Here is a 25,704-nt window from a genome sequence, read left to right on the forward strand (position 1 = left end):
CTTTGCGAGGCGACGATGACGGACACACAACGTACTTCCCCTGCAACCCGTTCTGCCTCTGCCTCTCCCGTGCTGGCGATTCAGGATCTCAGCGTCTCGTTTCATGGACGTAGCGGTAAGAATCAGGCACTCAAAGGTATCAGTTTTGCCATTCATCCAGGTGAAATCGTCGCCGTCGTGGGTGAAAGCGGCTCAGGTAAATCGGTCACGTCGCTGGCTGTGATGGGCTTGCTGGCAAACAGCGGCCGTGTCGATGGCGGCAGCATGCAGTTCCGCGACCGCCGCGGAAAAGTGCATGCGTTAGAAACGCTGGATGATGCTCAGCGCCGCACGTTGCGTGGCCGTGAAATGGCGATGATCTTTCAGGAGCCCATGACCTCGCTGAATCCGGTGCTGCGCATTGATGATCAACTTACCGAGGCATTACGCGATCATCAGCAGTGCGACAGAAAGCAGGCCCATGCGCGGGTGCGTGAATTGCTGCGACAGGTGCGTATCGCCGATGTGGACCGCGTCATGAAAAGTTATCCTCACTCGCTGTCAGGCGGCATGCGGCAGCGTGTGATGATCGCCCAGGCCCTTGCCTGCGATCCGCAACTCCTGATTGCCGACGAGCCTACCACTGCGCTGGATGTCACCGTACAGGCGCGCATTCTCCATATTCTGCGTGAGCTGCAACGCGAGAAACAAATGGCGGTGCTGTTTATTACTCATGATATGGGCGTGGTAGCGGAAATCGCCGATCGCGTAGTGGTCATGCTGCGTGGCGAAGTGGTAGAGCAGGGAACCGTGTCTGAGATTTTTGCCGCCCCGCAGCATGCGTATACCAAAGCGTTACTGGCGGCAGTACCAAAACTCGGTGATATGCGGGAACACAGGTGGCCGCAACGCTTTCCTCTGCCCGGTGCCCGCGAGGCTGTGCAAGACGAACAGCATACCGCTCGCTATGACGTGGCGCCGCTGCTGGATGTGCGCGGATTAAAAGTCTATTACCCCATCCGCAGCGGCATCTTATCGAGCCTGACGCATCACGTGCATGCGGTTGAGCAGATTGATTTCAGTCTGTGGCCAGGTGAAACCCTGGCCATCGTGGGTGAAAGCGGCTGCGGCAAATCGACAACCGGACGGGCGCTGATGCGCCTTATCAACAGTGACGCTGAAAGTATTCACTTTGAAGGCAAGGAAATCTCTGACCTGAAAGAGGCAGAGTTCCAGCCGCTCCGCCGTGAAATTCAGATGGTGTTTCAGGATCCCTATGCGTCACTGAATCCCCGCCTGACAGTGGGTTTCACCATTGCCGAGCCGTTGCTGTTACATGGCATGGTCTCTTCGCTTGAGCAGGCTTCCCCACAGATAGACGCGCTGCTGAAGAGCGTCGGTCTCCTGCCTGAGCACGCGCGTCGTTACCCGCACGAATTTTCTGGCGGTCAGCGTCAGCGTATTGCCATTGCCCGCGCGATGGCGCTGAAACCGAAAGTGATAATTGCTGATGAAGCGGTATCGGCCCTTGACGTCTCGATTCAGGCGCAGGTGGTCAATCTGATGATGGATCTGCAGCAGCAAACGGGCGTGGCATGGATTTTCATCTCTCACGATATGGCGGTCGTCGAGCGTATTGCTAATCGCGTCGCGGTGATGTATCTCGGCCAGATTGTGGAGTTGGGTCCGCGCCATTCGGTCTTTAATCAGCCGCAACATCCCTATACCCAACGTCTGCTGGCCTCCGTGCCGGTCGCCGATCCAGAGAACCGTCAGCCCCGTCTTTTCGACGACAGCGAAATTCCCTCGCCGTTGCGTAAGGTGGGCGAAACGGTCACTAAACCCCGTTATCGCCAGGTTGCGCCCCATCACTGGGTCGCTGACGGCATTGCATTGTAATTATCCTCAACGACCAGGAGAATCTATGAAAACGCTGTTTCGCCGTACTTCGCTCGCCCTCGCATTGACGACGACGCTGGTCATGACTGCGCAGGCACAGGATCTGCGCATTTCAATGTATGCCGATATCACGGGGCTGGATCCGCACGACACCTCGGATAATGTCAGCTACTCGGTTCAGAGCGGCATCTTTGAGCGCCTGTTCCAGTTTGATTCCCGGATGAAGCTGCAACCCTGGCTGGCGACCGGTTATACCTCCAATGACAGTGCCACCGAATTTACGCTGACGCTGCGCAAAGGCGTTACCTTCCAGGACGGTACCCCGTTTGATGCCGAAGCCGTCAAAGCGAACCTTGATCGTCTGGCAGATCAGAAAAAAGGGCTGAAGCGTAACAGCCTCTACAAAATGATTGATAAAGTCATGGTGCTGGCACCCGACCAGGTAAAAATCGATCTGAATCAGTCGTTCGGGGCCTTTATCAACACCCTGGCGCATCCTTCCGCGGTGATGTGGAGCCCGTCAATTCTTAAGCAATATCCGGACGAAGCGCAGTTGCGACTGCATCCGGTGGGAACCGGTCCGTTTACCTTTGTCGACTGGAAACCAGGCAAAGCCGTTACGCTGGCCAGATATGCAGGCTACTGGCAGCAGGGATGGCCTAAAGTCGACCGTGTCATCTTCTCGCCGAGTCCTGAAGATGCGACACGGGTGGCAGCGTTGAAATCGGGCCAGGTAGATGCCATCTGGCCATTGCCTTCAGACCTCATCGCGGCCGTTCAGCAGGACAGCCATCTTTCCATTCAGCGCGATCCGAGCATTTATCTTTATTACATGGCGATCAACACGCAGCACAAGCCGCTGGCCGATGTTAGGGTGCGTCAGGCCATCAACTATGCGATTGACCGTAATCTGTGGCTGAAAGTGGCCTTCGCCGGTCTGGGCAAACCTGCCACATCCGCGATCCCGGAAGGCGTACAGTTTTATCAGAAACAGGGCGATCCTGATTACGGCTATGCGCCGGATAAGGCCAAAGCCTTGCTGAAAGCGGCGGGATATCCGCAGGGGCTGGATCTTAAGCTCTGGGTGACCAACGCCACGGCCAGCGTCCGTGCCGCTCAGGTGCTGAAAGCGCAACTGGCCACGGCAGGCATTCGTGCCACGGTAACACCGATGGATTCCGGCACGCGCAACGCTAAGTTGTGGGGCGTTCAGGACCCGAAAAAGGCGGAGTTTGACCTCTATTATGGCGGCTGGTCGACCTCTACAGGGGATGCCGACTGGGCGCTGCGTCCGCTGTTTGCTACAGAATCCTGGGTTCCGACCTCGTATAACGTCTCCTACTTCAGTAACCCTGATGCAGATAAAGCGATTGCGGCCGGGCTGGCGACGGCCGATCCGGCAAAGCGTGGCATCGCCTATGCACAAGCGCAAAAGGTGTTGTGGAAAGAAGCACCGGTGGCGTTCCTTGGCACGCCAGACAATCTGGTGGGCAAACGCAACACGCTGAGCGGCGTTTCGATGCTGCCTGATGGCAATTTACTGTTCACTCAGGCGTCCTTTAAATAAGACGGTCTCTTCTTCCTCGTCCCCTGTCCGGAACGGATGAGGGACGTGAAGAGGCCAGTCGCACCTCATTTCAGGGAATGGCATGTTTGCATACATCATTCGCCGATTGCTGGAGATGATCCCGGTTTTGCTGGTGGTCTCCTTGCTGGTTTTCAGTTTTATCAAACTCATGCCGGGCGACCCGGCGCGTATTTATGCCGGACCGGATGCGCCAGTTGAGGCGATCGAAGCGGCGCGTCAGCACCTCGGGCTTAACGATCCGCTGCCGCAGCAGTATTTCCACTGGATCGGCAGCCTGTTGCAGGGCGATCTGGGCACCACGTATCGCACCCAGCAACCGGTGCTGGAGGTGATCAAAGAGGGCTTCATGCCGACGCTGTGGCTCGCCTTAGCGGGTTTTACCTGGTCCGTCATTCTCGGTTTGTTATTCGGCGTTATGGCTGCACTGAAACGTGGAAGATGGCAGGACTGGACGCTGATGAGCGTGGCGGTCGGCGGGATTTCGATGCCAGCCTTCTGGCTGGGGCTGTTGCTCATCCAGTTCGTCGCGATGCCTTTTGGGCTGTTCTCGGTCAGCGGCTTTAACAGGGCCAGCGATATTGTCCTGCCCGCCATTACGCTGGGTTCGTCGGTTGCGGCAGTAATGGCGCGCTTTACCCGTTCGGCGTTTCTTGAGGTGGCGCAGGAAGATTACGTGCGTACCGCCAAAGCCAAAGGGCTGCGTAACCGCCTGGTGACGTGGAAACATGTGATGCGCAATGCGCTCATCCCGGTGATTACCATGCTGGGCTTGCAGTTCGGTTTTCTGCTGGGCGGATCCATCGTGGTGGAGAGTGTTTTCAACTGGCCAGGGTTAGGCTGGTTATTGATTGAGTCGATCAAAGCGCAGGATCAGCCGGTGATTCAGGCGCTGGTGATGCTGTTCGTGTTTGAATTTATTGTGATTAATCTGCTGGTCGATCTGCTTTATGCGGTGGTCAATCCGGCCATTCGTCTGCGACAGGAGCCGAAATGAGTATTCAATCGCTGACTGAAAATGCGCCTCAGATTATTCGTTCGCCGTGGCGCGATTTCCTGCATGCCCTTGTGCGGAACCCTCTGGCGCTGGTTTCAGGTGGGTTTGTGCTGCTGTTGATTGTGGTGGCGATTTTTGCGCCCTGGCTGGCGCCCATGGATCCCATGGCTCCGGACTGGATGGCGTTATCTTCGCCGCCCACGGCGGCACACTGGATGGGGACGGACGAACTGGGGCGCGACCTGCTCAGCCGCATTATCTATGGCGCGCGTATCTCGCTCTATATCGGCGTGCTGTCGGTGACGATCGGCATGCTGGTCGGGGTTATGCTGGGCTTACTGGCGGGCTATTACGGCGGTTGGGTCGATATGCTGATCATGCGCGGTGCCGACGTATTATTTGCATTTCCCGGTATGTTGCTGGCCATTGCGGTGGTAGCGCTGCTGGGGACGGGCCTGAACAATGTCATTATCGCCGTCGCGGTATTCAGCGTGCCGGTATTTGCCCGCATCGTGCGGGCGTCGACGCTTTCTCTGAAGCAGGCTGCCTATGTTGAAGCCGTGCGCTGTGCCGGTGCACCAGACAGCGTCATTATCCTGCGGCATATTCTGCCCGGCACGCTTTCCAGCGTGATTGTCTATTTCACTATGCGCATTGGCACCAGTATTCTGACCGCTGCGGGCCTGAGTTTTATCGGACTGGGTCCGGAGCCTGACGTGCCTGAATGGGGCAATATTCTGGCGATGAGCCGAAGCATGATGATGGCCGGATCGTGGCACATGAGCGTATTTCCGGGGCTGGCGATCTTTATCACCGTGCTGGCTTTCAATCTGCTTGGGGATGCGCTGCGCGACACGCTCGATCCAAAATTCAAGGGCTGACTATGGATTTCCAACAATTGCAGCGTGAACTGCTGCTGAAACGCTGGCGCGACAGACGTCAGCTTGGGCAGCCGCGAAGCGCCTGCGGACCCACGAATCGAATCAGCGATGTGGCGGGCGTGCGTGTCGGACATTGCACGCTGAATGAAGGCGAAAAGCAGACTGGCGTAACTGCTGTCCTACCGCCGGGCGGCAATCTGTTTCTCACGCCGCTGCCGTGTGGGGTTGAGGTCCTGAACGGTTTTGCGAAACCTATCGGACTGGTTCAGATAGAGGAGCTTGGCGTGCTTCAGACGCCGATTCTGCTCAGTAACACGCTGGCGGTCGGCACGCTATTTACCACGCTGGTGCGGGATGCCATCAGTCGTAACCCGGAACTGGGACGAACACTGCCCACGGTCAATCCGCTGGTGCTGGAGTGCAACGATGGCTGGCTGAATGATATCCAGGCGCTGGCCATCACTGAAGCGATGGCGCAGGAGGCATTGCAGACGGCCTCAGCAGACTTCGCGCGCGGCAGCGTCGGCGCAGGGCGCGGGATGAGCTGTTTCAGCCTGAAAGGGGGCATAGGAACCGCCTCGCGGGTTATTCCCTCGCTCAACGCCACGCTTGGCGTGCTGGTGCTGGCCAATTTCGGCGCACTGGAAGTATTAACGCTCGATGGCGTTCGGGCTGGCGAGATGATTGCGCCGCTGCTGGCCGGGGAGGCGCCGCAGCTGGATGCCGGTTCTGTCATCATCATCATGGCGACGGATGCACCGCTGGACGCACGTCAGTTAAAGCGCATCGCGAAGCGAGCCGGCGCTGGCCTGGGACGGCTGGGCAGTTACTGGGGCCACGGATCGGGCGATATTGCGGTGGCGTTTTCAACGCAACCTCTGCCGCAACCGCCACAGGACGACACGCTGGAGCCGCTGCTTGCGGCAGCGGCAGATGCAACTGAACAGGCTGTACTGGATGCTTTGCTGAGCGCTGAGGCTGTTACCGGCTTACGCGGTCATCATCGCCCCTCACTGACGCAGATTCTGGATAGATTAACGACATGAAAATTTTTATCTCGGCCGACATTGAAGGCATCGCGGGGGTCATGCGCCCGGAGCAATGTACACCCGGCCACCCGGAACATCAGCTGGCCCGTGGTCTGATGGAGCAGGAAGTGAATGCTGCGATTGAGGGGGCTTTTGCAGGCGGGGCAACGGAAGTGGTGGTGGCAGACAGCCATGCGCAGATGACCAATTTGCGTGCGGAAAATATCGATCCCCGCGCCCGGCTGGTGCAGGGAAAACCCCGTGTCCTGTCGATGGTGGAAGGGATAGAGCAGCAGACGTTCGACGGGCTGTTTCTGGTGGGATTTCACAGCGCAGCAGGTGAACCCGGCGTACTGGCGCATACCATCAACGGCCGGGCATTCTGGCGTATCCATATCAATGGTCAGGTGATGGGAGAAACCGATATTTATGCGGCCGCCGCTGCTGAGCACGGCACGCCATTGCTGCTGGTCACCGGCGACGATCAGTTACAGAGCTGGATTGCGGAACACTACTCAGCAGTCAATTACGTCTGTGTAAAACGCGCCATTTCTCATACCTGCGCGGAATCATTCAGCCCACAAGCGGCACAGCGTGCGATCGCTGCCGCAGCAAGCGCCGCACTGCAACATCCCCCTCAGATGAGCACGAGCCGCCTGACGGCACCTTACGCGATGCGCCTTCAGGCCACTAAACCGGTGCTGGCCGATCTGTTCAGCCTGATCCCCGGCGTCACGCGTCTGGATGCCGTTACCGTGGCGTATCAGGCCGAGAATATGGAGACGTTAATCAGTTTACTCAGTGCATTCTCTTATCTGGCGAGCACACAGTCATAGCGAAATTATCCCGGGCTGCATGCAACGGCAGCCCGTTAAGCCCGCCTTTACTGTTCTCCTGAAACCGCGCTGCCAGGCACACCGCCTGTATTGCGGACTGTGCATGCGCATCTTCCCTCTGACGAGCCAGGATCGCTGCTGGCTTAAATCCGCGCAACCCACGCTGCTGACCAGCGTTCCTTTAACTGCACCACGTCAGCGCGAGACCCGCTCCCTCCAAAGGCTTCAGTCAGGACTGCCGGGTACGGATGGGGCGAGACAGGCAGCTGAGCCTGCAACGGTTTTGCGGTACAGTTTTTGCAACAGGATAATGATTGCTCTCTCACCCTCCGCCCGGACCTGATCGTACAGCCTGTCGGAGAGGCCTTCGTTTTCGGTATTCCATCCAGGGTAAATAGTCATGCGGCTCCGCCATATAGAGGTCTTTCAGGCCATCGTACAGACCGGCAGCATCAGCGCTGCGGCGCGCTTACTCAATGTCTCGCAGCCCAATATCAGCCGTGTGCTGAATCATGCTGAACAGCAATTGGGGTTTGCGCTGTTTGAGCGACGTATACAGGGAATGAGTGTGACGGCAGAAGGGCGACGTCTCCTGCCTGAAATAGACGATCTCTGCCAGCGCCTGCAATCTATCACCCAGCTTACCGAACAGCTGCGGCGGGGCGAAGGGCAGTTAGTTCGCGTCGGAGCGGCTCACGCTTTTGGTCAGATGGTTTTGGCGCCCGCATTGGTCACCTGGCGGCAACAGATGGCCTCGGTCAGTGTCGAACTGGTCACCGAGCACTTTAGTACCTTATGCCAGATGATTCTGGATAATCAGCTCGATTTCGCGCTGGTTTTTGGTCAGCAGGTCGATGCGGATCTTCTGGCTGAGCCTCTGTTTCAGTCTTCGATGGTCGCGCTGTTACCGCTCAATCATCCCCGTAATGAACCTGTTACGCTTGCGTGGTTATGCCACAATAATTTACTGATGATGCAGGCTCAGGATCCGCTTGGACGCGTACTTCACCGAGCGCTGCGCGATAAAAAACTGAATCCCGCCGTGTCGTTGTCGATTAAAACCTATTCGGTCATTGCGGATATGGTGCTGGCAGGCGGCGGCACGGGCGTCGTGGATCTCTTCACCGCCTGTCGCTATGCCGGACAGCTAAAGCTGCTACCGATAGCGCAGCCCCTGCCGTTTGAAGTGATGCTGATCAGCCGCCGTGACCAGCCACAGTCGCAGTCCACTCTGCAACTTAAGCAGGTCATCCGTAACAGACTGTGGGAGATCGCCCGGCAGTGCGAAGCGCAGTTTATGGGTGGCTGAATAAGCGCCGCTTTCAGGTGAAGAGCAGGGGAAGAGGGTGTGCTCAGGCAGCATCAGATTCGTTCGCTGACTTTCGCACCATAAAGCGCGGAGCCTGAACAGTGAACCTTCTTTAAGGCAATGGTTCCGGCATTGGTGAAATGTGCTGAAAGAGATTATTGAGACGGCGTTGAAATGAAAAATCCACACAAGAGCGTGGATTTATTCTGTGATGGTCATGAGATTCAGTAAAACCCCATGAGACAACAATCTTTAATCAGACGTTAAACAGGAAGTTCATCACATCGCCATCTTTCACGATGTACTCTTTACCTTCTGAACGCATCTTGCCGGCTTCCTTAGCACCTTGCTCGCCTTTATAAGCGATGAAGTCTTCAAACGCGATGGTCTGGGCGCGGATAAAGCCTTTCTCGAAGTCGGTGTGGATTTTACCGGCTGCCTGTGGAGCTGTCGCGCCAACCGGGATGGTCCAGGCACGCACTTCTTTCACGCCTGCGGTGAAGTAGGTCTGCAGGTTCAGCAGGGAGTAACCGGCGCGGATAACGCGGTTCAGGCCTGGCTCTTCCAGTCCCAGCTCTGCCATGAACTCGTCACGGTCTTCATCTTCCAGCTCGGCGATATCCGACTCAACAGCGGCGCACACGGGCACCACAACGGAACCTTCCGCTTCGGCGATAGCGCGCACCTGATCCAGGTACGGGTTGTTCTCGAAACCATCTTCATTGACGTTAGCAATGTACATAGTGGGTTTCAGGGTCAGGAAGCTCAGATAGCGGATTGCCGCTTTGTCGTCCTCATCCAGATTCAGTGAACGCAGCATGCCCGCTTCAGAAAGATGCGGCAGGCACTTCTCCAGCGCAGCCAGCTCGGCTTTGGCATCTTTGTCGCCGCCTTTGGCTTTTTTCTGCACACGCTGAATCGCACGTTCACAGGTTTCAAGATCGGAAAGTGCCAGCTCAGTGTTGATCACGTCAATATCTTCAGCCGGGTTAACTTTGCCCGCAACGTGGATGATGTTGTCGTTTTCAAAGCAGCGCACCACGTGGCCGATCGCTTCGGTTTCGCGGATGTTGGTCAGGAACTGGTTGCCCAGACCTTCACCTTTTGACGCGCCTTTTACCAGACCGGCGATATCGACGAATTCCATGGTAGTCGGCACCACGCGCTGCGGCTTAACAATCTCAGAAAGCTGGTCGAGACGCAGGTCAGGCATCGGCACCACGCCTGTGTTTGGCTCAATGGTACAGAAGGGGAAGTTAGCCGCTTCGATGCCCGCTTTAGTCAGCGCGTTAAACAGAGTGGATTTACCGACATTCGGCAGGCCCACGATACCGCATTTGAATCCCATGGTTTGATACCCTTTATAACTGGATGGACAGTGCGCAGGAAGGCGGACTGTCGGAGACGAATTGAAAAATTTCGCGCATTATACACGGAATCACGACGATTCGGGCGTTTAAGCAGGCTTGAAGGCGTGCAGCCGGTTCATCGCCTTGATACGATCCTCTTTCAGCCACAGTTCGGTGCAGCGCGCCGCCTCATCAATAGCATCATCAATCAGCTTCTGCTCACTGGCGGGCGGCTTGCCCAGCACAAATCCGGTCACCTTGTTGCGATCGCCGGGATGCCCGATACCGATGCGCAGCCGATGGAAATTGTTGTTGTTGCCCAGTTTGCTGATGATATCTTTCAGCCCGTTATGGCCGCCATGTCCGCCGCCCTGCTTGAACTTCGCCACGCCGGGTGGCAGATCGAGTTCATCATGCGCCACCAGGATCTCTTCTGGCGCGATGCGATAAAAGGTCGCCATCGCCGCCACGGCTTTCCCGCTCAGATTCATAAAGGTGGTCGGCACCAGCAGGCGCACATCCTCTCCGGCTATCGCCAGGCGGGCGGTATAGCCATAGAATTTGCCTTCCTCTTTCAGTGACTGATTGTGGCGCTCAGCCAGTAAATCCAGATACCAGGCACCCGCATTGTGGCGCGTGGCGGCATATTCAGCGCCTGGATTGGCAAGGCCCACAATCAGTTTAATGCTGCTCACAATGATTATCCTGCTGTTATCGCGAAAGGGCGTTAGTTTACTTCGCCATGGCCGAGATGACAAAGTACAAGCATTGAAATGGTTCAGGGCAGTGATTAATCATTTTCTATCTAAATCAACAGACTGCAAACAGGGCCAGAAGGTTCTTTATGACTGATGTGTGATCCAGCCCGCAACGTTGGCCCCATCCATTGCCTAAACTTATGGCACTTAACATTGTGTGCGGTTATTGACTCATATGGATGGAGGTGCAGCATGAAACATCAACATTGCCGTGTAGCGGGTAACAGCTTGATGGTACTGGGATTAGTCACAATGATACTGGGTGTCGGTTTCTCAATTATGAACCAGCTTCCCGCGCTTGACCTGCCAGATGCGCTGGCGCAGGGTGCAATCTTAGGCATCTTTGTTGGTGCAATGATGTGGCTGGTGGGGGCGGGTCTGAGTGGTCGTGAAAAGGTTGAAGATCGTTATTACTGGCATCGTCACTATGACAAACGTTGTCGCCGGTCGCACAATTCACACCATTAACTGATGCCAGCAGTGACCGGATGCTGCGCGATGCGGTTCCGGCCGCTGGCCTTGGCGTGATAGAGCGCTTTATCCGCCAGCGCGAGTAAATCGTCAAAACCCTGCTGCTGATGTGTGACCGTGGCAAACCCAATGCTCACTGAGTAGGTGATTGAATTGGGTTGTGACGCACAGACAGCCTGCCGAATCGTCTCACACCAGACTTCTGCATTTTTTGCCGCCGCCGGGATTATAGCCGCAAACTCCTCTCCGCCCAGTCGCGCAAAACGCCCCTCAGCCGGTATCAGCTCTCTGACAATCTCGCAAAAGTGAATCAATATCTGGTCGCCCTGTTGATGGCCATACCGATCGTTAATGCTCTTAAAATGATCCAGATCGAACAGTATCGCGCTAAAGGGCCGATTCTGACGGCGGCATCGCGCCACAATCTTCTCTGCTTCATTAAATAAAGCCCGACGATTCCAGACGCTGGTCAGAGGATCGTGCATCGAGGCATGCTTTAAAACTGACTGCATCCGTTCATTCACCATGGCCAGGATAGTAAAGGTCAGACCGATGACAAACAGAATCGATTCCAGGATGACATAAATCGAAAAATTTGATCCGCCAATCGCGCCAGGTAGCGTGCTGGGAATCGCGCTGTCCAGAAACAGGCGAGCAAGGTGAAACAGCAGATGGATCCACAGCAGCAGCTGTGCAGGCCAGAAGGTCGCCTTTAACGTGTCGCGCGCCAGCCAGAGCAGCTGGATCAGTGCGGCGGTATAGGCGATGCAGGCGATGCAGAGCACCAGCACCCGTTTGGGTAAGCTGTAATAGAACGCCGGGAAACAGCATAGGATGGCCCAGAGCAGGGCGCCCAGCAGCCAGTGAGTGCCGATGGGCTTGCCGCAGAAGCGCCGGAACGCATTTAGCAATCCGCCGTAAGCCAGCATCACTAAAACGTTACCCACTGCAACGGGCAGGAAATGCAGGCCACTGCTGCGCAGACTACTTAAGAATACGGCAATCAGTGTAAAAACCAGCGACAGGCAGGTGAAGCCGAGAACCCGGTCAAATTGCGATCCGAACCAGGCAAAAATCATGATGATGCTCAGAAACCCCAGCACATAAAGCTCACAGACAAATAACGTATAGATATCGAGGTTCATGGCGTTCAGGGTTCTTATGAGAAATGCGCTGCAAATTACCACTTTACGGCACAAGTCAGAAGCGGGGAACGCGGCGTTTTATCAAAAGAGTGAGTGGCGTTGAAAACAGGCGATTTTGGGGGAATTAATCGCGAAAATATCAGAAAACGAAGCGCGTTAATCGGGCGCCCGGCAGGCATAAAAAAACCGGGCACAGGGCCCGGTTCCGCGAAGATTAATGCTCGAACATTGCCGAGATTGATTCTTCGTTACTGATGCGGCGAATGGCTTCGGCCAGCATGCCAGATAAGGTCAGCGTGCGCACATTCGGCAGTGACTTAATCTCCTGAGAGAGCGGGATGGTATCGCAGACGATTACCTGGTCGAGTACAGATTTACGCAGGTTTTCAACCGCATTGCCGGAGAAGATCGGGTGGGTCGCGTAAGCAAAGACGCGTTTAGCACCACGCTCTTTCAGCGCTTCAGCCGCTTTGCACAGCGTGCCGCCGGTGTCGATCATGTCGTCGACCAGCACGCAGTCGCGGCCAGCAACGTCACCAATGATGTGCATCACCTGGGAAACGTTCGCGCGAGGGCGGCGTTTATCGATGATGGCCATATCGGTGTCGTTCAGCAGTTTAGCGATAGCACGGGCACGTACTACGCCACCAATATCGGGAGAAACAACAATCGGGTTTTCCAGACCGATCTGCATCATATCTTCCAGCAGGATCGGACTGCCAAATACGTTATCAACCGGGACGTCGAAGAAGCCCTGGATCTGCTCGGCGTGCAGGTCAACCGTCAGAACACGGTCAACACCGACGCTGGAAAGGAAGTCTGCCACTACTTTAGCGGTGATAGGTACACGCGCGGAACGCACGCGGCGATCCTGACGGGCATAACCAAAGTAGGGGATGACTGCGGTAATACGACCAGCAGAAGCACGACGCAGCGCGTCGACCATCACAACCAGTTCCATCAGATTATCGTTGGTGGGGGCACAGGTGGACTGGATGATGAAAATATCACCACCGCGTACATTTTCGTTGATCTGTACGCTCACTTCACCATCACTGAAACGTCCTACAGCGGCGTCTCCCAGGCTGGTGTAAAGGCGGTTGGCAATACGTTGTGCTAGTTCCGGGGTGGCGTTACCAGCAAATAGCTTCATATCAGGCACGAGAAGAACCTCAGGCTTTGCGTCCAGAGAATGAACGGCATGACTGTAACCGGCGCGTACGGTCATGTGCGTTCACACGGGTGTGTTGATGCGAAACGTGCAGTGTCCGGAACGTGGTGACACTGTCACGCATTCGCTAATCGCCTCGCAGGGTACGCTGTAGCGGCGAGACATTTACGCCCCGGGCTACAAATGCGCGCACCCCATTCGGGGCAAGCTCCAGCACCTGGCGGGCAGCGGACTCGGTGTCGAATTCAGCAAACACACAAGCGCCCGTGCCAGTCAGGCGTGACGGCGCGTATTCTAGCAGCCAGGAAACAAGCTCATCAACCTCACGAAAACGTTTTCTTACCACTGCTTCACAATCATTGGTGAAGGGTGATGCTAAAAGCGTCGATAAACTGCGCGATGGCGTATCTCGCGTCAGTTCGGGGTCGTTGAATACTACTGGGGTGCTGATATTCACGCCGGGATGGGCGACAAGATACCACTTTTCTTCCGGCTCTGCGGGATGAAGTTGTTCACCCACACCCTGGGCGAAGGCCGCGAAGCCCTGGACAAACACCGGCACATCCGCGCCCAGCTTCACGCCCATCGCCGCCAGCTCATCCGGCGTGAAGCCGGTTTGCCACAGATGATTCAGCGCCACCAGCACAGTTGCCGCGTCAGAGGAGCCGCCACCGAGACCGCCACCCATGGGCAGGTTTTTCTCAATCGCAATCTGCGCGCCCGCGTGAGCGGACAGGCGGTGGTTTTCCTGCGCCGCCTGTTTCAGCATGTTCGCAGCGCGGACAATCAGGTTGTCCGCATCCGCAACACCCGCCACGGGCGTTAACAGTGTAATCGAGCCGCTTTGATCGACGGTAATCTGCAGCTGGTCACCGTAATCAAGAAACTGAAACAGCGTCTGCAGGTTGTGATAGCCGTCGGGACGACGGCCAGTGATGTAGAGAAAAAGATTCAGTTTTGCCGGGGCAGGCCAGTGGGTGATCATTGAACGGTCCAGCCGTCCATACGCAGTTTAATCCGCTGGTCACCCTCTTTCAGCTCCAGACTCGAAGGCAGCGGCGGGGTGACTTTGCTGTCGTAGCCCGCAATAGAGACCTGCCAGTTCTGACCGTCGCGGCTGTAGTTCAGGCTGCGCAGCTGATAGCTCTCGTTAAGCTGATAGTCGGTGGCATCGCCTGGCAGACCCATCATCCACTGGCGCAGATTCGCCAGCGGAATGTTCATGCCCGTCAGCTGCGTAATCATTTTCTGCGCATCGTTACTGACATAACGCTTGCCTTTGTTATCGACAATCTGCACCACCGAGCCCTGCGCATCCAGCTGCAGTTCGGTGCTGCCCAGCGGATTGGTCAGCAGCAGGCGATAGCGGTCGGGCGCGGTCTGCTGCCAGTTGAAGCGGGCATAGACTTTCTGCTTGTCAGAAAGATAGGCAAAGGCGCCGCGGGTCTGATAGTGCGTGACCTTTGAGACCGCCTGCTGATGCTGTTGCCACTGTGGCGCGGTCACGCTGGGGCCCGGGCCTTGCGGTTTGTTGACGCTACAGGCTGCCAGCAGCACGCTGGCAAGGGGCAAAAGGCGCAACAGATTGCGTGGTGAATTAAGCATCAAGTGGTCATCTCCTCGGACACATTTATTATTCGTAACGGATAACGCTAACCGTCCCGGTTTTAACCGTCAATGCTGTTATGCAGCAAATTGAGCACGATCGGGTTAATCTTATTACAGTCATAGCCTTTGTATGGCTTTTCTTGATCTGCCGCATCTTGTAGAATGCGCCTCACAAAACCCTGACATTATTGGGACATCCCAACCAAAACCACCATGACGCTGCTCGCTCTCGGAATCAATCACAAGACAGCCCCCATTGCTCTGCGCGAACGCGTCTCGTTCGGGCCGGAGACGCTTGAGCAGGCGTTAAACAGCCTGTTATCACAGCCAATGGTGCAGAGCGGTGTGGTGTTGTCCACCTGTAACCGGACTGAACTCTACCTGAGTGTAGAGCAGCAGGCCGATTTACAGGCACGTCTGGTGAGCTGGTTATGCAATTATCATCAGCTCGATGAAGAGGATGTGCGAAACAGCCTCTACTGGCATCAGGATAACGAGGCGGTCAGCCACCTGATGCGCGTCGCCAGCGGGCTCGACTCACTGGTGCTGGGCGAACCGCAGATCCTCGGTCAGGTGAAAAAAGCCTTTGCCGACTCTTCACGCGGTCAGGCGCTGAGCAGTGAACTGGAGCGCATGTTCCAGAAAACCTTCTCGGTTGCCAAACGCGTGCGTACGGAAACCGATATCGGTGCCAACGCGGTGTCGGTGGCATTTGCCGCCTGTACGCTGGCCCGTCAGATCTTCGAATCGCTCTCTTCCGTTAATGTCTTGCTGGTTGGCGCAGGGGAAACCATTGAACTGGTGGCGCGTCATCTGCGTGAACATCAGGTCAAAAATCTGATCATCGCCAACCGTACCCGCGAACGTGCCGAAACGCTGGCGGCGGAAGTGGGTGCAGAGGTGATCACGCTGGCGGAGATCGACGCCCGTCTGGCGGAAGCCGACATTATTATCTCGTCCACCTCCAGTCCGCTACCGATTATTGGTAAGGGAATGATGGAGCGCGCGCTGAAAGCGCGACGTAACAAGCCAATGCTGCTGGTCGATATTGCGGTGCCGCGCGACGTAGAGCCGGAAGTGGGCGACCTGCCTAACGCCTATCTCTACAGCGTGGATGACCTGCAGGCGATCATCGAGCAGAACCTGGCGCAGCGCAAAGCGGCCGCGGTTCAGGCCGAAAGCATCGTGGTTCAGGAAAGCAGCGAATTCATGGCGTGGCTGCGCTCACAGGGCGCGGTCAATACGATCCGTGAATATCGTTCTCAGGCGGAAGAGATCCGCGCTGAGCTGGAAGGCCGTGCGCTGCAGGCGCTGCAGCAGGGTGCCGATCCGCAGAAAGTCATGCAGGAACTGGCGCACAAGCTGACCAACCGTTTAATACACGCTCCAACCAAATCACTTCAGCAGGCCGCCCGCGACGGCGATAATGAACGCCTGCAGATTTTACGCGACAGCCTGGGTCTCGATTAGGCACACCGCTGTCGCCACCTGTTACGGGAATCCCACATTTAAATGAAAACCTCTATAGTTGCCAAACTGGAAGCCCTGCAGGAGCGCCACGAAGAAGTGGAAGCGATGCTGGGCGATGCAGGCGTGATCGCCGATCAGGAGCGTTTCCGTGCGCTGTCACGCGAATATGCTCAGCTGACCGATGTGACCCGTTGCTTCCGCGACTGGCAGCAGGTGCAGGAAGATATCGAAACCGCGCAGCAGATGCTCGACGATCCTGAAATGCGCGACATGGCGCAGGAAGAGTTGCAGGAAGCGCGTGAGAAGAGTGACGTGCTGGAGCAGCAATTGCAGGTGCTGTTGCTGCCGAAAGATCCCGACGATGAGCGCGCCTGTTTTATCGAAGTGCGCGCCGGAACCGGCGGCGATGAAGCGGCGATTTTCGCCGGCGATCTCTTCCGCATGTACAGCCGCTATGCTGAAGCGCGTCGCTGGCGCGTGGAGATCATCAGTGCCAACGAAGGCGAGCATGGCGGTTACAAAGAAGTGATTGCCCGCGTGACCGGCGAAGGTGCCTATGGACGCCTGAAGTTTGAGTCAGGCGGCCATCGCGTGCAGCGCGTGCCGGAGACCGAATCTCAGGGCCGCATTCATACCTCTGCCTGTACCGTGGCCGTGATGCCGGAAATCCCGGAAGCGGAACTGCCGGAAATCAATGCGGGCGATCTGAAGATCGATACTTTCCGCTCATCCGGCGCAGGCGGTCAGCACGTTAACACCACCGACTCCGCTATTCGTATTACCCACCTGCCAACCGGTATCGTGGTGGAGTGTCAGGACGAACGTTCGCAGCATAAAAACAAAGCCAAAGCGCTGGCGGTGCTGGGCTCGCGTATTCACGCTGCAGAGATGGCCCGCCGTCACGCCGCCGAAGCCAGTACCCGACGCAACCTGCTGGGCAGCGGCGATCGTTCTGACCGTAACCGCACCTACAACTTCCCGCAGGGCCGCGTGACCGATCACCGTATCAACCTGACCATCTACCGTCTGGATGAAGTGATGGAAGGGAAACTCGACAGCCTGATTGAGCCGATCGTGCAGGAGTACCAGGCCGATCAGCTGGCGGCGCTGGCTGGTCAGGATTAATGGATATTCGTCACTGGCTGAAACAGGCGGTCGCCACGCTGTGCGGGGGTGACAGTCCGAAGCGTGACGCAGAGATCCTGTTAGGTTTTGTGACCGGCAAATCACGCAGCTGGTTAATTGCTTTTGATGAAACGGTGCTCAGCGACGAGCAGCTTGCGCAGCTGGATAGCCTGCTGGCGCGTCGCGCCCGGGGTGAGCCGGTGGCGCATCTGGTGGGCGAACGCGAGTTCTGGTCGCTTCCCTTGCGCGTCAATGACGCCACGCTGATCCCGCGCCCGGATACCGAGCTGCTGGTGGAGCAGGCGCTGGCGCGTCTGCCCGCTACAGCGGCAACCCTTCTGGACATGGGCACCGGCACCGGAGCGATTGCGCTGGCGCTGGCCAGCGAGCGTCCCGATTGTCAGGTGACCGGCGTGGATCGCATTGCAGCCGCCGTTGAACTGGCGAACAGTAATGCGCAGCAGCTCTGCCTCACCAACACCACCTTTCTGCTCAGTCACTGGTTTCAGGCGCTGACGCCACAGCGCTTTACCCTCATTGTCAGCAACCCACCCTATATAGATGCCAGCGATGTTCATCTGGAGCAGGGCGATGTGCGTTTTGAACCGCGCAGCGCGCTGGTGGCGGATGAAGCGGGACTGGCGGATCTGCGCACGCTGATCGAGCAGGCGCCCACATGGCTGCTGCCGGGTGGCTGGCTGCTGCTGGAACATGGCTGGCAGCAGGGCGAGGCGGTGGCCTCGCTGATGCGGCAAAATGGCTATCACGCCGTGGAAACTGTCGATGATTACGGCGGTAACCCGCGTGTGACCTTAGGTCAGTTCCCTTCATAAAAGCGATTTGAAAAGGATTCATGATGTTCGCCTTTTATCCCCTGATTAAAAATCTGCACATCTTAACGGTGGTGCTTACCGTGACGCTGTTCCTGCTGCGGTTTTACTGGCTGCGCCGTGGATCGGCTATGATGACGAAACGCTGGGTGCGTATCCTGCCGCATGCTAACGACACCCTGTTACTGGTGACCGGCGTCTCGCTGGTGATGATTACCCACTTCTATCCCTTCACGCCGCAAGGAAGCTGGCTGACGGAGAAGCTTTTAGCGGTTATCATCTACATCGCCTTAGGATTTGTGGCATTGAGTCGCCGTCCACGCACTGATCGCACCCGCTGGATCGCTTTTCTGGTAGCGTTAATCGCCCTGGTGACCATCATTAAGCTGGCGCTGACCAAAATGCCGTTATGGGGATAGCATGACCTCGACCGAACAATTAGATTTCAGCCAGATACCGCTGTGTGAAGCGGTGATTGGTGCCACGCTTGCCATCCGCGCCGATTTCCCGGCGTTGTCGGTGGAAGCACAACTTGCGGCGTTAGTCGCCGAAGCACGTGACTATGTCAGCCATACCGAAGATGCTGACATGCAGCTCGAAAAGCTGCTGGAGCTGTTCTATCGCCAGTGGGGATTTTGCGGTGCCAGTGGCGTCTACAATCTTTCTGATGCTCTCTGGATCGACAATGTGCTGAAGACCCGTCGGGGCACGGCTGTGTCACTGGGCGTTATCCTGCTGCACATCGCCGCCGAGCTGGAACTGCCGCTGATGCCGGTGATCTTCCCGACGCAGCTGATTCTGCGCGCCGACTGGATTGATGGCGATAAGTGGATGATCAACCCGTTTAATGGCGAAACGCTTGACCGGCACACGCTGGAAGTGTGGCTCAAAGGCAATATCAGCCCGACAGCGCGTCTGTATGACGACGATCTCGACGAAGCCAAAACCGTCACCGTGATGCGCAAGATGCTCGACACGCTGAAAGCGGCGTTGATGGAAGAGAAGAAGATGGAGCTGGCGCTGAACGTCAGTCAGGTGCTGTTGCGTATCGATCCTGACGATCCCTACGAAATCCGCGATCGCGGTTTGATCTATGCGCAGCTGGAGTGCGAACATATCGCCCTGAATGATTTAACGTACTTCGTTGAGCAGTGTCCTGAAGACCCGGTCAGCGAAATGATCAAAGTTCAGATTCACGCAATCGAACAAAAACAGGTCACGCTGCACTAAGCGGACCCACTGAAAAGGAAAGGGCATGACACAGAAAGTCGTGAGTATTGGCGATATTAAAGTCGCAAACGATCTGCCATTTGTGCTGTTTGGCGGGATGAACGTACTGGAGTCGCGCGACCTGGCGATGCGCATCTGCGAACACTACGTTACCGTCACCAGTAAGCTTGGTATTCCTTACGTATTCAAAGCGTCATTTGATAAAGCGAACCGCTCCTCTATTCACTCCTATCGCGGCCCAGGCCTGGAAGAGGGGATGAAGATTTTCCAGGAGCTGAAGCAGGCTTTCGGCGTCAAAATTATCACCGATGTGCATGAAGCGTCCCAGGCGCAGCCGGTCTCTGAAGTGGTTGATGTGATCCAGCTGCCCGCGTTCCTGGCGCGTCAGACTGACCTGGTGGAAGCGATGGCGAAAACCGGCGCGGTCATCAACGTCAAGAAACCCCAGTTCGTCAGCCCGGGTCAGATGGGCAACATCGTTGATAAGTTCGCTGAAGGTGGCAACGAGCAGGTCATCCTGTGCGATCGCGGCAGTAATTTTGGCTACGACAATCTGGTTGTCGACATGCTCGGCTTTAACGTGATGAAGAAAGTCACCAAAAACAGCCCGGTGATTTTCGATGTCACCCATGCGCTGCAGACGCGCGATCCGTTTGGCGCGGCATCAGGCGGTCGTCGTGCTCAGGTGGCTGAGCTGGCGCGTGCCGGTATGGCGGTCGGCATTGCCGGTCTGTTTATCGAAGCGCACCCGGATCCTGAACACGCCCTGTGTGACGGCCCATCCGCGTTGCCGCTGGATAAGCTGGAGCCATTCCTGGTACAGATGAAAGCGATTGACGACCTGGTGAAAAGCTTCCCGGAACTCGATACCAGCAAATAAGTTTGCTGCAAAAAAAAGAGCGATGAATCGCTCTTTTTTTTCGCCTGAAATCCGGTGACGTTACAGCATGATGGTCATCAGATAACCGATAAACAACGCCAGATGCGCGGCTCCATTCAGTACATTTGTGCGTCCGGTCGAGAAGGAGAGCTGACAGAGAAGCAGCGACGCCATCATAATCACCATCTGTGGCGGCTCCAGACCAAATATCAGCTCCTGTCCGGTCAGGGTGGCAATAATGGTCACCGCCGGCACCGTGAGTGAGATGGTGGCCAGAACCGAGCCAAAGAAGAGGTTCATGGCGCGCTGTACCTGATTCATCAGCACGGCCTTAATCGCCCCCAGGCCTTCCGGTGAGAGGATCAGCAGGGCTACCAGGAAGCCGGTGAACTGTGCCGGTGCATTCAGATCCGTCAGCAGGCTTTCCAGCGTATTAGCATTCATCTTGGTCACGGCAATCACCGCAATCAGATGCACGATCAGCCAGCTGGTATGCCAGAAACTGCTGTGGGCAGACGGTTTGCCATGATGGGGGTCGCCATCATCACTCTCATCCTCATGCTCATAGACAAACAGGCTCTGGTGGGTTTTGGTCTGAATCAGCAGGAACACACCATACATCGCCGCAGAAATCGCTGCGATTAGCAGGGCCTGCGTGATAGAGAAATTACCGCCCGGCAGTGCGTTGGGAAACACCAGTACCAGAATCGCCAGGGGAAAGATAGCGATCAGATATTGCTTCACGCCCGCCAGATTAACGTACTGCGTCGCAAATTTATTACCGCCCAGCAGCAGCGCAAAGCCAACCAGTCCGCCGGTCACAATCATCACGATCGAATAGAGCGTATCGCGCATCAGCCCGGGGGCGGCATCCCCGGTCGCCATCAGCGCCGAGATCAGGCTCACTTCCAGAATCACCACGGAGAGACTCAGGATCAGGGAGCCATAGGGCTCGCCCAGCCGGTGGGCCAGGACGTCTGCATGTCGCACAACGCTAAAGGCGCTGCTCAGAATGGCAATCAGCGCCACTAAGTTGATACCGACTACAATCGGGAATGAAGTATTTGCACCAAAAAAATAGAGTATCCCCAGCGTGATAAGGGGAAGTATCAGCGAGAATTCCTTGTGACGTGTTTTTTCATGTGAAGGCATTCACCATCCTCTCTGGTTAATGATTATCCGGACACAGCGAATGCTGCTGTTAGAAATATAATCAGTTTTAGGGCAGGGCGCAGTTTATCTTTTCACCGGTCTGAACGGGGAAAATTTACTGCTTTTTACTTAAATGCAATAAAGGGTCGAAGCGGTATTAACCTGAAGTTATCTAAAATATTTCAATATTAATCAGACCACAACAACTTTTCTTTACCCATCTATCTGACCGCCAAATGCCGGAAAAACTGCTTATCATTGTAACTTGTGTGGCCTGCTTCTGGTTTTTAATTTGAAGGGGAGATAAGTTGCTGTTTGTATTTTTGTTGTGTTGCGCCAGGCTTAACAGGAATCCATAAACTGAGGAGCAGTTATGCCTTACTCTAAACGAACCGACTTACCTGACAACGTAAAACACGTGCTTCCCGCGCATGCGCAGGATATCTATCAGCAGGCATTTAACAGCGCGTGGGAAGAATATAAAGAGGCTGAAGATCGACGCGGCGATGATTCGCGGGAAGAGGTGGCGCACAAAGTCGCCTGGGCAGCCGTGAAGAAAGAGTATGAAAAAGGTGATGACGATAAGTGGCATCCTAAACGTTAACACCGTCGCTAGCCTGTTCATGCCAAAGGGCCAGGATTATCTGGCCCTTTTTCTCATCTTCGCTATCAGGTTTATCTGGTTTTTTTTAACCTGCGACCGGAATCACGCTTGAAACCCCGCGCGGAAATAGATTAATGTCATTTGATGAACGAAACGCAGCGTCGTTTTGGAGATCATGTTACAGGAGCCATTCTGCAGGACGCCGTTGACGTTGAGGAGGTCGCATTGCTAACCCGGGAATTTCTATTAAAAGCAGATTGTAAAACGTCGTTCGGGGATATCGAAGAGGCGTTGCTCTGGAGTTGCGAGCAGCGCGCGGCCTCGCTGGCCGCTACGCTGGCCTGTCGTCCCGATCACAGCCCGGTTTGGATCTTTGGTTACGGTTCGCTGATGTGGAACCCGATTTTTGAGGCGGATGAAGTGGCATCTGGTTCGCTGGAGGGCTGGCACCGTGCTTTCTGCCTGCGGCTGATTGCCGGACGCGGCACCGCCACGCATCCCGGCCGCATGCTGGCGCTGAAGCAGGGCGGCAGAACCACAGGGCTGGCGTTTCGTCTGCCGGAAGAGCGCCTGCACGAAGAGCTGGCACTGCTGTGGAAGCGTGAGATGATCACCGGCTGCTATCTTCCAACCTGGTGTGAATTACAGCTGGAGGATGGTCGCAGCGTGACGGCGCTGACCTTTATTATGGATCCGCGTCATCCGCTGTATGAATCGGACTCCTGCCCGGAGGCGATTGCGCCATTAATCGCCGCGGCCACTGGCCCGCTCGGTTCGAATGCGCAATATCTGTTTGCTCTGGAAGAGGAGCTGACCCGGCGCGGTATGGAGGAGGAAAGTCTGAGCCGACTGGCCCATCAGGTGCGGACGCTGCAGCAAGCCTGTCTGAGGCAGGCCTGAACAGCCACCGGATCGTAAAAGGGCGCGACACTGTCGCGCCCTTTTACGATCCGGTGCAGGTTGCGGGGATTAGTTACCCGGATTAATCAGCCAGGTGCCCGGCTTATCGATGGTCAGGGATTGTGTGTGTGTCCCACTGCCATTCTTAACGTCAATTTTATACTGTCCCGCCGCCAGATTCAGCGCGGCAAACCCGCTGCTGCCAGGTTTTACCTCGACCGGCTGGCCGTTAAGCACCACGCTTTCACCGCTCTCCAGCTTAAGATAGACGGTCGCCAGCGCGGCCGGAACAGCAGCGGCTGACGGGATCGATGCGGGCGCCTGCGTCATGGCTGAGCTGTTGTTAACCACCTCCGGTGTGGCACTGTGGCGATTCGCCAGCCAGATGGCGACAACCACCGCCAGAATAGCCACGGCAGCCAGGCTCAGCAATCCAGGCGACAGTTTACGCACCGTGCGCGGCGTCACCGGCTCGGCGGACGCGGCGGCATGATTCACCGCCATCACCACCGGCGCAGCAGCTTCAAGCGGCTCCTCGATCGGAGCAGCAGGCGGTTCGCCCGGCACCGGGAAGCTGTTGACCACCGCTTCCACATCACTGACCGGCAGATCAATCAACGCGGCAAAGGCATCAATCGTTTGTGGCCGATCGCCTGGCTTCATGGCCAGCGCGCAGTCAATGGCATGCAGCAGCGGCAGCGAATAGCCTTCTGGCTGGCGTTCCACCAGCGGCTGATAATTATCTTCAATGCAGCGCACCACACTGACCGGCGGCGGATTACCGGTAATCAGGTTATGCAGCACCGCGCCCAGGGCGTAGATATCGGTCCACGGCCCCTGTTCAACTTCACCCTCTTCGCTGTACTGCTCAATCGGCGCAAAGCCAGGTTTAAGCATGATTTCCGTTTCGTCAGAGAGGTTGCCAATCTCTTTGCGCGCCGAGCCAAAATCGAGCAGAACCGGCAGCTGGTTTTCCTGAATCTGAATATTGTCGAGCGAGATATCGCGATGCAGATAGCCGGCCTGATGAATGGTACTGATGGCCCCCAGCAGCGGCGGCAGCAGGCGGCGGATCCAGGCTTCAGATATCGACGCCGGGCTGGTAATTTGCCACTCTTTCAGCGTCATGCCACTGTAGTAGAGCGTGCCCATATAGGCGGTGCCGTTCTGCTCCCAGAAGCGCAGCACGTGCAGCAGCCCCGGATGATTAAAGCGGGCCAGCAGACGCGCTTCCTGAATGAAGCTGGTCAGCCCGGCATTAAACAACTTCTGGAAACGCTCACCGCGCAGCTCCAGCGTTAAATCGGCGGCACGAACTGCCAGTGACACCGGCATGTACTCTTTGATGGCAATCGTGCGCTCAAGCTGGTGATCCCATGCACGATAGACGATGCCGAAGCCGCCGCCTCCGATCACTTCCTTGATCTCAAACTCATTGAAACGGTATCCGTCAGGCAGGGCATTCGGAACGGTTTTCGGATTATCATTTGCCGACATAGTGAACTCTCTGTACACGGCCTGCTCGCCAGGCTGCGCGGTAATTAATTGATGTTACGCCAGGCACCAATGGCAGGATCAACCAGATCCGCGTGCAGGGTGTCGATGAGTAACACATTCACTTTTTGCTGTGGCATGAAATAGGGCGCCCAGTGGCTGCGCAACGTATCAACTCGCGATTTCACAGCGTCAGCATCCTGCTGCGCAGCATTCTTATCCATCTTTATCAACAGAGCACCGTTGAAGCGCCAGACATGTTGTCGGGCATCAAAGGGCAGCACCAGCCAGCTATCGCTGGCATCCGGGCGTGTCACAATCATGCGCTGATTGTTCGCGGCGATAACCTCCAGCTTACTGTCCGGGATCGTCAGATTGGCGATGGGATAGCCCTGATAAAAGGTGACCGCCACCGGCGTTGAATGATCCTGGGTCGCCAGCGTCAGCTCACTTTTGCCCTCGACCCAGCCATCCGGTGAGCACTGCTGCTTGCTGACGTCCGGGATAAACAGGGTCTGGGCATTTTCATCCCAGGCGGTGCGAAAATGGCAGCCGCTGGGGAGATCAAAATGTTGCAGCGGCGTGCTGTTGGCGGGCCGGGACAGGTCGAGCGGTGCGGCATTACTCTCACTGGCGCTGGCTGTGGCATCTGCCATCACAATAGGGCGCCAGTTCTGCAACTTGCTGGCGCTGCCACTGGCCAGTACGCTCCCCTCTTTACTGGTCATCTGCCAGGGCAGCTCATCCAGTAATCCGCACTGATTAGCGAGCAGGGTGCCGACGCGGGGTAAAAATGTGGTCAGCACCGCCGAATCCTTACTTTTGCCGGAGACGATGCGCAGTGGCAGCGTCTCTTTACACCAGTCGTCAGGCGCTTTACTCACCACATTATCGATATAAACCTCCAGCGCCAGGCTGGGGGAGTAGACAACCCGATAATTTTCAGCCTGGGCGTGAAAGGCAATCAGCAGGGTGATAATGCCGGGCAACCACAGTTTCATAA

The 25,704-nt window shown here is 56.3% G+C and carries 25 protein-coding genes; 16 read left to right on the plus strand and 9 right to left on the minus strand.

Translation table 11 applies throughout. The annotated features are described in order from the left end of the window. Positions 1–15 precede the first annotated feature (15 nt). The 7 genes from AC0T7J_RS00225 (at position 16) to AC0T7J_RS00255 (ending at position 8,514) form a co-directional block, all read left to right on the plus strand. Complete coding sequence (locus tag AC0T7J_RS00225) at positions 16–1,878, plus strand: ABC transporter ATP-binding protein (RefSeq protein ID WP_473791327.1); 1,863 nt, start codon at positions 16–18, stop codon at positions 1,876–1,878. A 25-nt stretch (positions 1,879–1,903) separates the two neighbouring features. After that, positions 1,904–3,445: a glutathione ABC transporter substrate-binding protein gene (locus AC0T7J_RS00230; protein WP_473791328.1), complete on the plus strand. Its 1,542-nt coding sequence runs from the start codon at positions 1,904–1,906 to the stop codon at positions 3,443–3,445. A gap of 82 nt (positions 3,446–3,527) precedes the next feature. Next, entirely contained in the window at positions 3,528–4,460 is a 933-nt protein-coding gene (locus tag AC0T7J_RS00235; protein WP_473791330.1) for an ABC transporter permease, read from the plus strand. Continuing rightward, complete coding sequence (locus AC0T7J_RS00240) at positions 4,457–5,341, plus strand: ABC transporter permease subunit (protein ID WP_473791332.1); 885 nt, start codon at positions 4,457–4,459, stop codon at positions 5,339–5,341. The genes AC0T7J_RS00235 and AC0T7J_RS00240 overlap by 4 nt, the downstream gene beginning before the upstream one ends. 2 nt (positions 5,342–5,343) lie before the next feature. Further along, a complete protein-coding gene (locus tag AC0T7J_RS00245) occupies positions 5,344–6,387 on the plus strand; it encodes a DmpA family aminopeptidase (RefSeq protein WP_473791334.1) in 1,044 nt (347 codons plus the stop codon). Beyond that, positions 6,384–7,205, plus strand: coding sequence for a M55 family metallopeptidase (locus tag AC0T7J_RS00250; protein WP_473791335.1), 822 nt, complete (start codon positions 6,384–6,386; stop codon positions 7,203–7,205). Before AC0T7J_RS00245 ends, AC0T7J_RS00250 begins: the two co-directional genes overlap by 4 nt. 400 nt (positions 7,206–7,605) lie before the next feature. Then, entirely contained in the window at positions 7,606–8,514 is a 909-nt protein-coding gene (locus AC0T7J_RS00255; RefSeq protein ID WP_473791337.1) for a LysR family transcriptional regulator, read from the plus strand. Positions 8,515–8,770: 256 nt separating this feature from the next. Here the strand turns inward: AC0T7J_RS00255 and ychF are convergent, their stop codons facing one another. Both ychF and pth read right to left on the minus strand, forming a co-directional pair. Then, complete coding sequence (ychF, locus tag AC0T7J_RS00260; protein ID WP_010245885.1) at positions 8,771–9,862, minus strand: redox-regulated ATPase YchF; 1,092 nt, start codon at positions 9,860–9,862, stop codon at positions 8,771–8,773. Positions 9,863–9,970: 108 nt separating this feature from the next. Next, the gene (pth, locus tag AC0T7J_RS00265) at positions 9,971–10,558 is read right to left on the minus strand and encodes an aminoacyl-tRNA hydrolase (protein ID WP_010245882.1); all 588 of its coding nucleotides are present in this window, start codon (positions 10,556–10,558) and stop codon (positions 9,971–9,973) included. Between the two features lie 255 nt (positions 10,559–10,813). Here pth and ychH point away from each other — a divergent pair, with 255 nt between their 5' ends. Continuing rightward, a complete protein-coding gene (gene ychH, locus AC0T7J_RS00270; protein WP_473791341.1) occupies positions 10,814–11,089 on the plus strand; it encodes a stress-induced protein YchH in 276 nt (91 codons plus the stop codon). On the opposite strand, the gene AC0T7J_RS00275 is transcribed toward ychH, so the two are convergent. The 4 genes from AC0T7J_RS00275 to lolB all read right to left on the minus strand — a co-directional run bounded on the left by AC0T7J_RS00275 (position 11,086) and on the right by lolB (position 15,013). Continuing rightward, positions 11,086–12,237 carry a GGDEF domain-containing protein gene (locus tag AC0T7J_RS00275; RefSeq protein ID WP_473791343.1) on the minus strand — a complete coding sequence of 384 codons (1,152 nt, stop codon included), beginning with the start codon at positions 12,235–12,237 and terminating at the stop codon, positions 11,086–11,088. The two genes, ychH and AC0T7J_RS00275, sit on opposite strands and share 4 nt — an antisense overlap. A gap of 214 nt (positions 12,238–12,451) precedes the next feature. Then, positions 12,452–13,399 (minus strand): ribose-phosphate diphosphokinase, encoded by a 948-nt coding sequence (gene prs / locus AC0T7J_RS00280; RefSeq protein ID WP_010245874.1) that lies wholly within the window; start codon positions 13,397–13,399, stop codon positions 12,452–12,454. A 136-nt stretch (positions 13,400–13,535) separates the two neighbouring features. Beyond that, complete coding sequence (gene ispE / locus AC0T7J_RS00285) at positions 13,536–14,393, minus strand: 4-(cytidine 5'-diphospho)-2-C-methyl-D-erythritol kinase (RefSeq protein WP_473791344.1); 858 nt, start codon at positions 14,391–14,393, stop codon at positions 13,536–13,538. Further along, positions 14,390–15,013: a lipoprotein insertase outer membrane protein LolB gene (gene lolB, locus AC0T7J_RS00290; protein ID WP_473791346.1), complete on the minus strand. Its 624-nt coding sequence runs from the start codon at positions 15,011–15,013 to the stop codon at positions 14,390–14,392. The genes ispE and lolB overlap by 4 nt, the downstream gene beginning before the upstream one ends. 216 nt (positions 15,014–15,229) lie before the next feature. Between lolB and hemA the strand changes: the two genes are divergently transcribed. Genes hemA through kdsA form a run of 6 tightly spaced genes read left to right on the plus strand, consistent with a single transcriptional unit; the run spans position 15,230 to position 20,551 of the window. Continuing rightward, positions 15,230–16,486, plus strand: a complete 1,257-nt coding sequence (gene hemA, locus AC0T7J_RS00295; protein WP_143990133.1) for a glutamyl-tRNA reductase — start codon at positions 15,230–15,232, stop codon at positions 16,484–16,486. Between the two features lie 42 nt (positions 16,487–16,528). After that, the gene (prfA, locus tag AC0T7J_RS00300) at positions 16,529–17,611 is read left to right on the plus strand and encodes a peptide chain release factor 1 (protein WP_010245863.1); all 1,083 of its coding nucleotides are present in this window, start codon (positions 16,529–16,531) and stop codon (positions 17,609–17,611) included. After that, positions 17,611–18,444, plus strand: a complete 834-nt coding sequence (gene prmC, locus AC0T7J_RS00305) for a peptide chain release factor N(5)-glutamine methyltransferase (RefSeq protein WP_473791348.1) — start codon at positions 17,611–17,613, stop codon at positions 18,442–18,444. Before prfA ends, prmC begins: the two co-directional genes overlap by 1 nt. 23 nt (positions 18,445–18,467) lie before the next feature. Continuing rightward, complete coding sequence (locus tag AC0T7J_RS00310; protein ID WP_045140430.1) at positions 18,468–18,860, plus strand: SirB2 family protein; 393 nt, start codon at positions 18,468–18,470, stop codon at positions 18,858–18,860. Position 18,861: 1 nt separating this feature from the next. After that, positions 18,862–19,671, plus strand: a complete 810-nt coding sequence (sirB1, locus tag AC0T7J_RS00315) for an invasion regulator SirB1 (protein ID WP_473791349.1) — start codon at positions 18,862–18,864, stop codon at positions 19,669–19,671. Positions 19,672–19,696: 25 nt separating this feature from the next. Beyond that, on the plus strand, positions 19,697–20,551 hold the full coding sequence (gene kdsA / locus AC0T7J_RS00320) for a 3-deoxy-8-phosphooctulonate synthase (protein ID WP_010669989.1): 855 nt from the start codon (positions 19,697–19,699) through the stop codon (positions 20,549–20,551). Between the two features lie 60 nt (positions 20,552–20,611). On the opposite strand, the gene chaA is transcribed toward kdsA, so the two are convergent. Further along, positions 20,612–21,703, minus strand: coding sequence for a sodium-potassium/proton antiporter ChaA (chaA, locus tag AC0T7J_RS00325; protein ID WP_473791351.1), 1,092 nt, complete (start codon positions 21,701–21,703; stop codon positions 20,612–20,614). Positions 21,704–22,076: 373 nt separating this feature from the next. Here chaA and chaB point away from each other — a divergent pair, with 373 nt between their 5' ends. Next, positions 22,077–22,307 (plus strand): putative cation transport regulator ChaB, encoded by a 231-nt coding sequence (gene chaB, locus AC0T7J_RS00330; protein ID WP_473791353.1) that lies wholly within the window; start codon positions 22,077–22,079, stop codon positions 22,305–22,307. A 225-nt stretch (positions 22,308–22,532) separates the two neighbouring features. After that, positions 22,533–23,207 (plus strand): gamma-glutamylcyclotransferase, encoded by a 675-nt coding sequence (locus AC0T7J_RS00335; RefSeq protein WP_473791354.1) that lies wholly within the window; start codon positions 22,533–22,535, stop codon positions 23,205–23,207. A gap of 69 nt (positions 23,208–23,276) precedes the next feature. On the opposite strand, the gene AC0T7J_RS00340 is transcribed toward AC0T7J_RS00335, so the two are convergent. Together AC0T7J_RS00340 and AC0T7J_RS00345 are read right to left on the minus strand one after the other, a co-directional pair. Beyond that, positions 23,277–24,704 carry a serine/threonine protein kinase gene (locus AC0T7J_RS00340; RefSeq protein WP_473791355.1) on the minus strand — a complete coding sequence of 476 codons (1,428 nt, stop codon included), beginning with the start codon at positions 24,702–24,704 and terminating at the stop codon, positions 23,277–23,279. 44 nt (positions 24,705–24,748) lie between these two features. Further along, positions 24,749–25,702 carry a hypothetical protein gene (locus AC0T7J_RS00345; protein WP_473791357.1) on the minus strand — a complete coding sequence of 318 codons (954 nt, stop codon included), beginning with the start codon at positions 25,700–25,702 and terminating at the stop codon, positions 24,749–24,751. Between the last annotated feature and the right edge of the window lie 2 nt (positions 25,703–25,704).

The sequence above is a fragment of the Pantoea sp. E956-1 genome, from assembly GCF_982223955.1.

What these genes read in the sequence shown, in the direction of transcription:
- hemA (WP_143990133.1), top strand. Translation starts at nt 15,230, where the DNA reads ATGACGCTGCTCGCTCTCGGAATCAATCACAAGACAGCCCCCATTGCT.
- chaB (WP_473791353.1), top strand. Translation starts at nt 22,077, where the DNA reads ATGCCTTACTCTAAACGAACCGACTTACCTGACAACGTAAAACACGTG.
- AC0T7J_RS00245 (WP_473791334.1), top strand. Translation starts at nt 5,344, where the DNA reads ATGGATTTCCAACAATTGCAGCGTGAACTGCTGCTGAAACGCTGGCGC.
- AC0T7J_RS00345 (WP_473791357.1), bottom strand. Translation starts at nt 25,702, where the DNA reads ATGAAACTGTGGTTGCCCGGCATTATCACCCTGCTGATTGCCTTTCAC.
- kdsA (WP_010669989.1), top strand. Translation starts at nt 19,697, where the DNA reads ATGACACAGAAAGTCGTGAGTATTGGCGATATTAAAGTCGCAAACGAT.
- AC0T7J_RS00250 (WP_473791335.1), top strand. Translation starts at nt 6,384, where the DNA reads ATGAAAATTTTTATCTCGGCCGACATTGAAGGCATCGCGGGGGTCATG.
- ispE (WP_473791344.1), bottom strand. Translation starts at nt 14,393, where the DNA reads ATGATCACCCACTGGCCTGCCCCGGCAAAACTGAATCTTTTTCTCTAC.
- AC0T7J_RS00340 (WP_473791355.1), bottom strand. Translation starts at nt 24,704, where the DNA reads ATGTCGGCAAATGATAATCCGAAAACCGTTCCGAATGCCCTGCCTGAC.
- lolB (WP_473791346.1), bottom strand. Translation starts at nt 15,013, where the DNA reads ATGCTTAATTCACCACGCAATCTGTTGCGCCTTTTGCCCCTTGCCAGC.
- ychF (WP_010245885.1), bottom strand. Translation starts at nt 9,862, where the DNA reads ATGGGATTCAAATGCGGTATCGTGGGCCTGCCGAATGTCGGTAAATCC.
- chaA (WP_473791351.1), bottom strand. Translation starts at nt 21,703, where the DNA reads ATGCCTTCACATGAAAAAACACGTCACAAGGAATTCTCGCTGATACTT.
- AC0T7J_RS00310 (WP_045140430.1), top strand. Translation starts at nt 18,468, where the DNA reads ATGTTCGCCTTTTATCCCCTGATTAAAAATCTGCACATCTTAACGGTG.
- AC0T7J_RS00230 (WP_473791328.1), top strand. Translation starts at nt 1,904, where the DNA reads ATGAAAACGCTGTTTCGCCGTACTTCGCTCGCCCTCGCATTGACGACG.
- AC0T7J_RS00225 (WP_473791327.1), top strand. Translation starts at nt 16, where the DNA reads ATGACGGACACACAACGTACTTCCCCTGCAACCCGTTCTGCCTCTGCC.
- sirB1 (WP_473791349.1), top strand. Translation starts at nt 18,862, where the DNA reads ATGACCTCGACCGAACAATTAGATTTCAGCCAGATACCGCTGTGTGAA.
- AC0T7J_RS00275 (WP_473791343.1), bottom strand. Translation starts at nt 12,237, where the DNA reads ATGAACCTCGATATCTATACGTTATTTGTCTGTGAGCTTTATGTGCTG.
- ychH (WP_473791341.1), top strand. Translation starts at nt 10,814, where the DNA reads ATGAAACATCAACATTGCCGTGTAGCGGGTAACAGCTTGATGGTACTG.
- AC0T7J_RS00255 (WP_473791337.1), top strand. Translation starts at nt 7,606, where the DNA reads ATGCGGCTCCGCCATATAGAGGTCTTTCAGGCCATCGTACAGACCGGC.
- prfA (WP_010245863.1), top strand. Translation starts at nt 16,529, where the DNA reads ATGAAAACCTCTATAGTTGCCAAACTGGAAGCCCTGCAGGAGCGCCAC.
- AC0T7J_RS00240 (WP_473791332.1), top strand. Translation starts at nt 4,457, where the DNA reads ATGAGTATTCAATCGCTGACTGAAAATGCGCCTCAGATTATTCGTTCG.
- AC0T7J_RS00235 (WP_473791330.1), top strand. Translation starts at nt 3,528, where the DNA reads ATGTTTGCATACATCATTCGCCGATTGCTGGAGATGATCCCGGTTTTG.
- prmC (WP_473791348.1), top strand. Translation starts at nt 17,611, where the DNA reads ATGGATATTCGTCACTGGCTGAAACAGGCGGTCGCCACGCTGTGCGGG.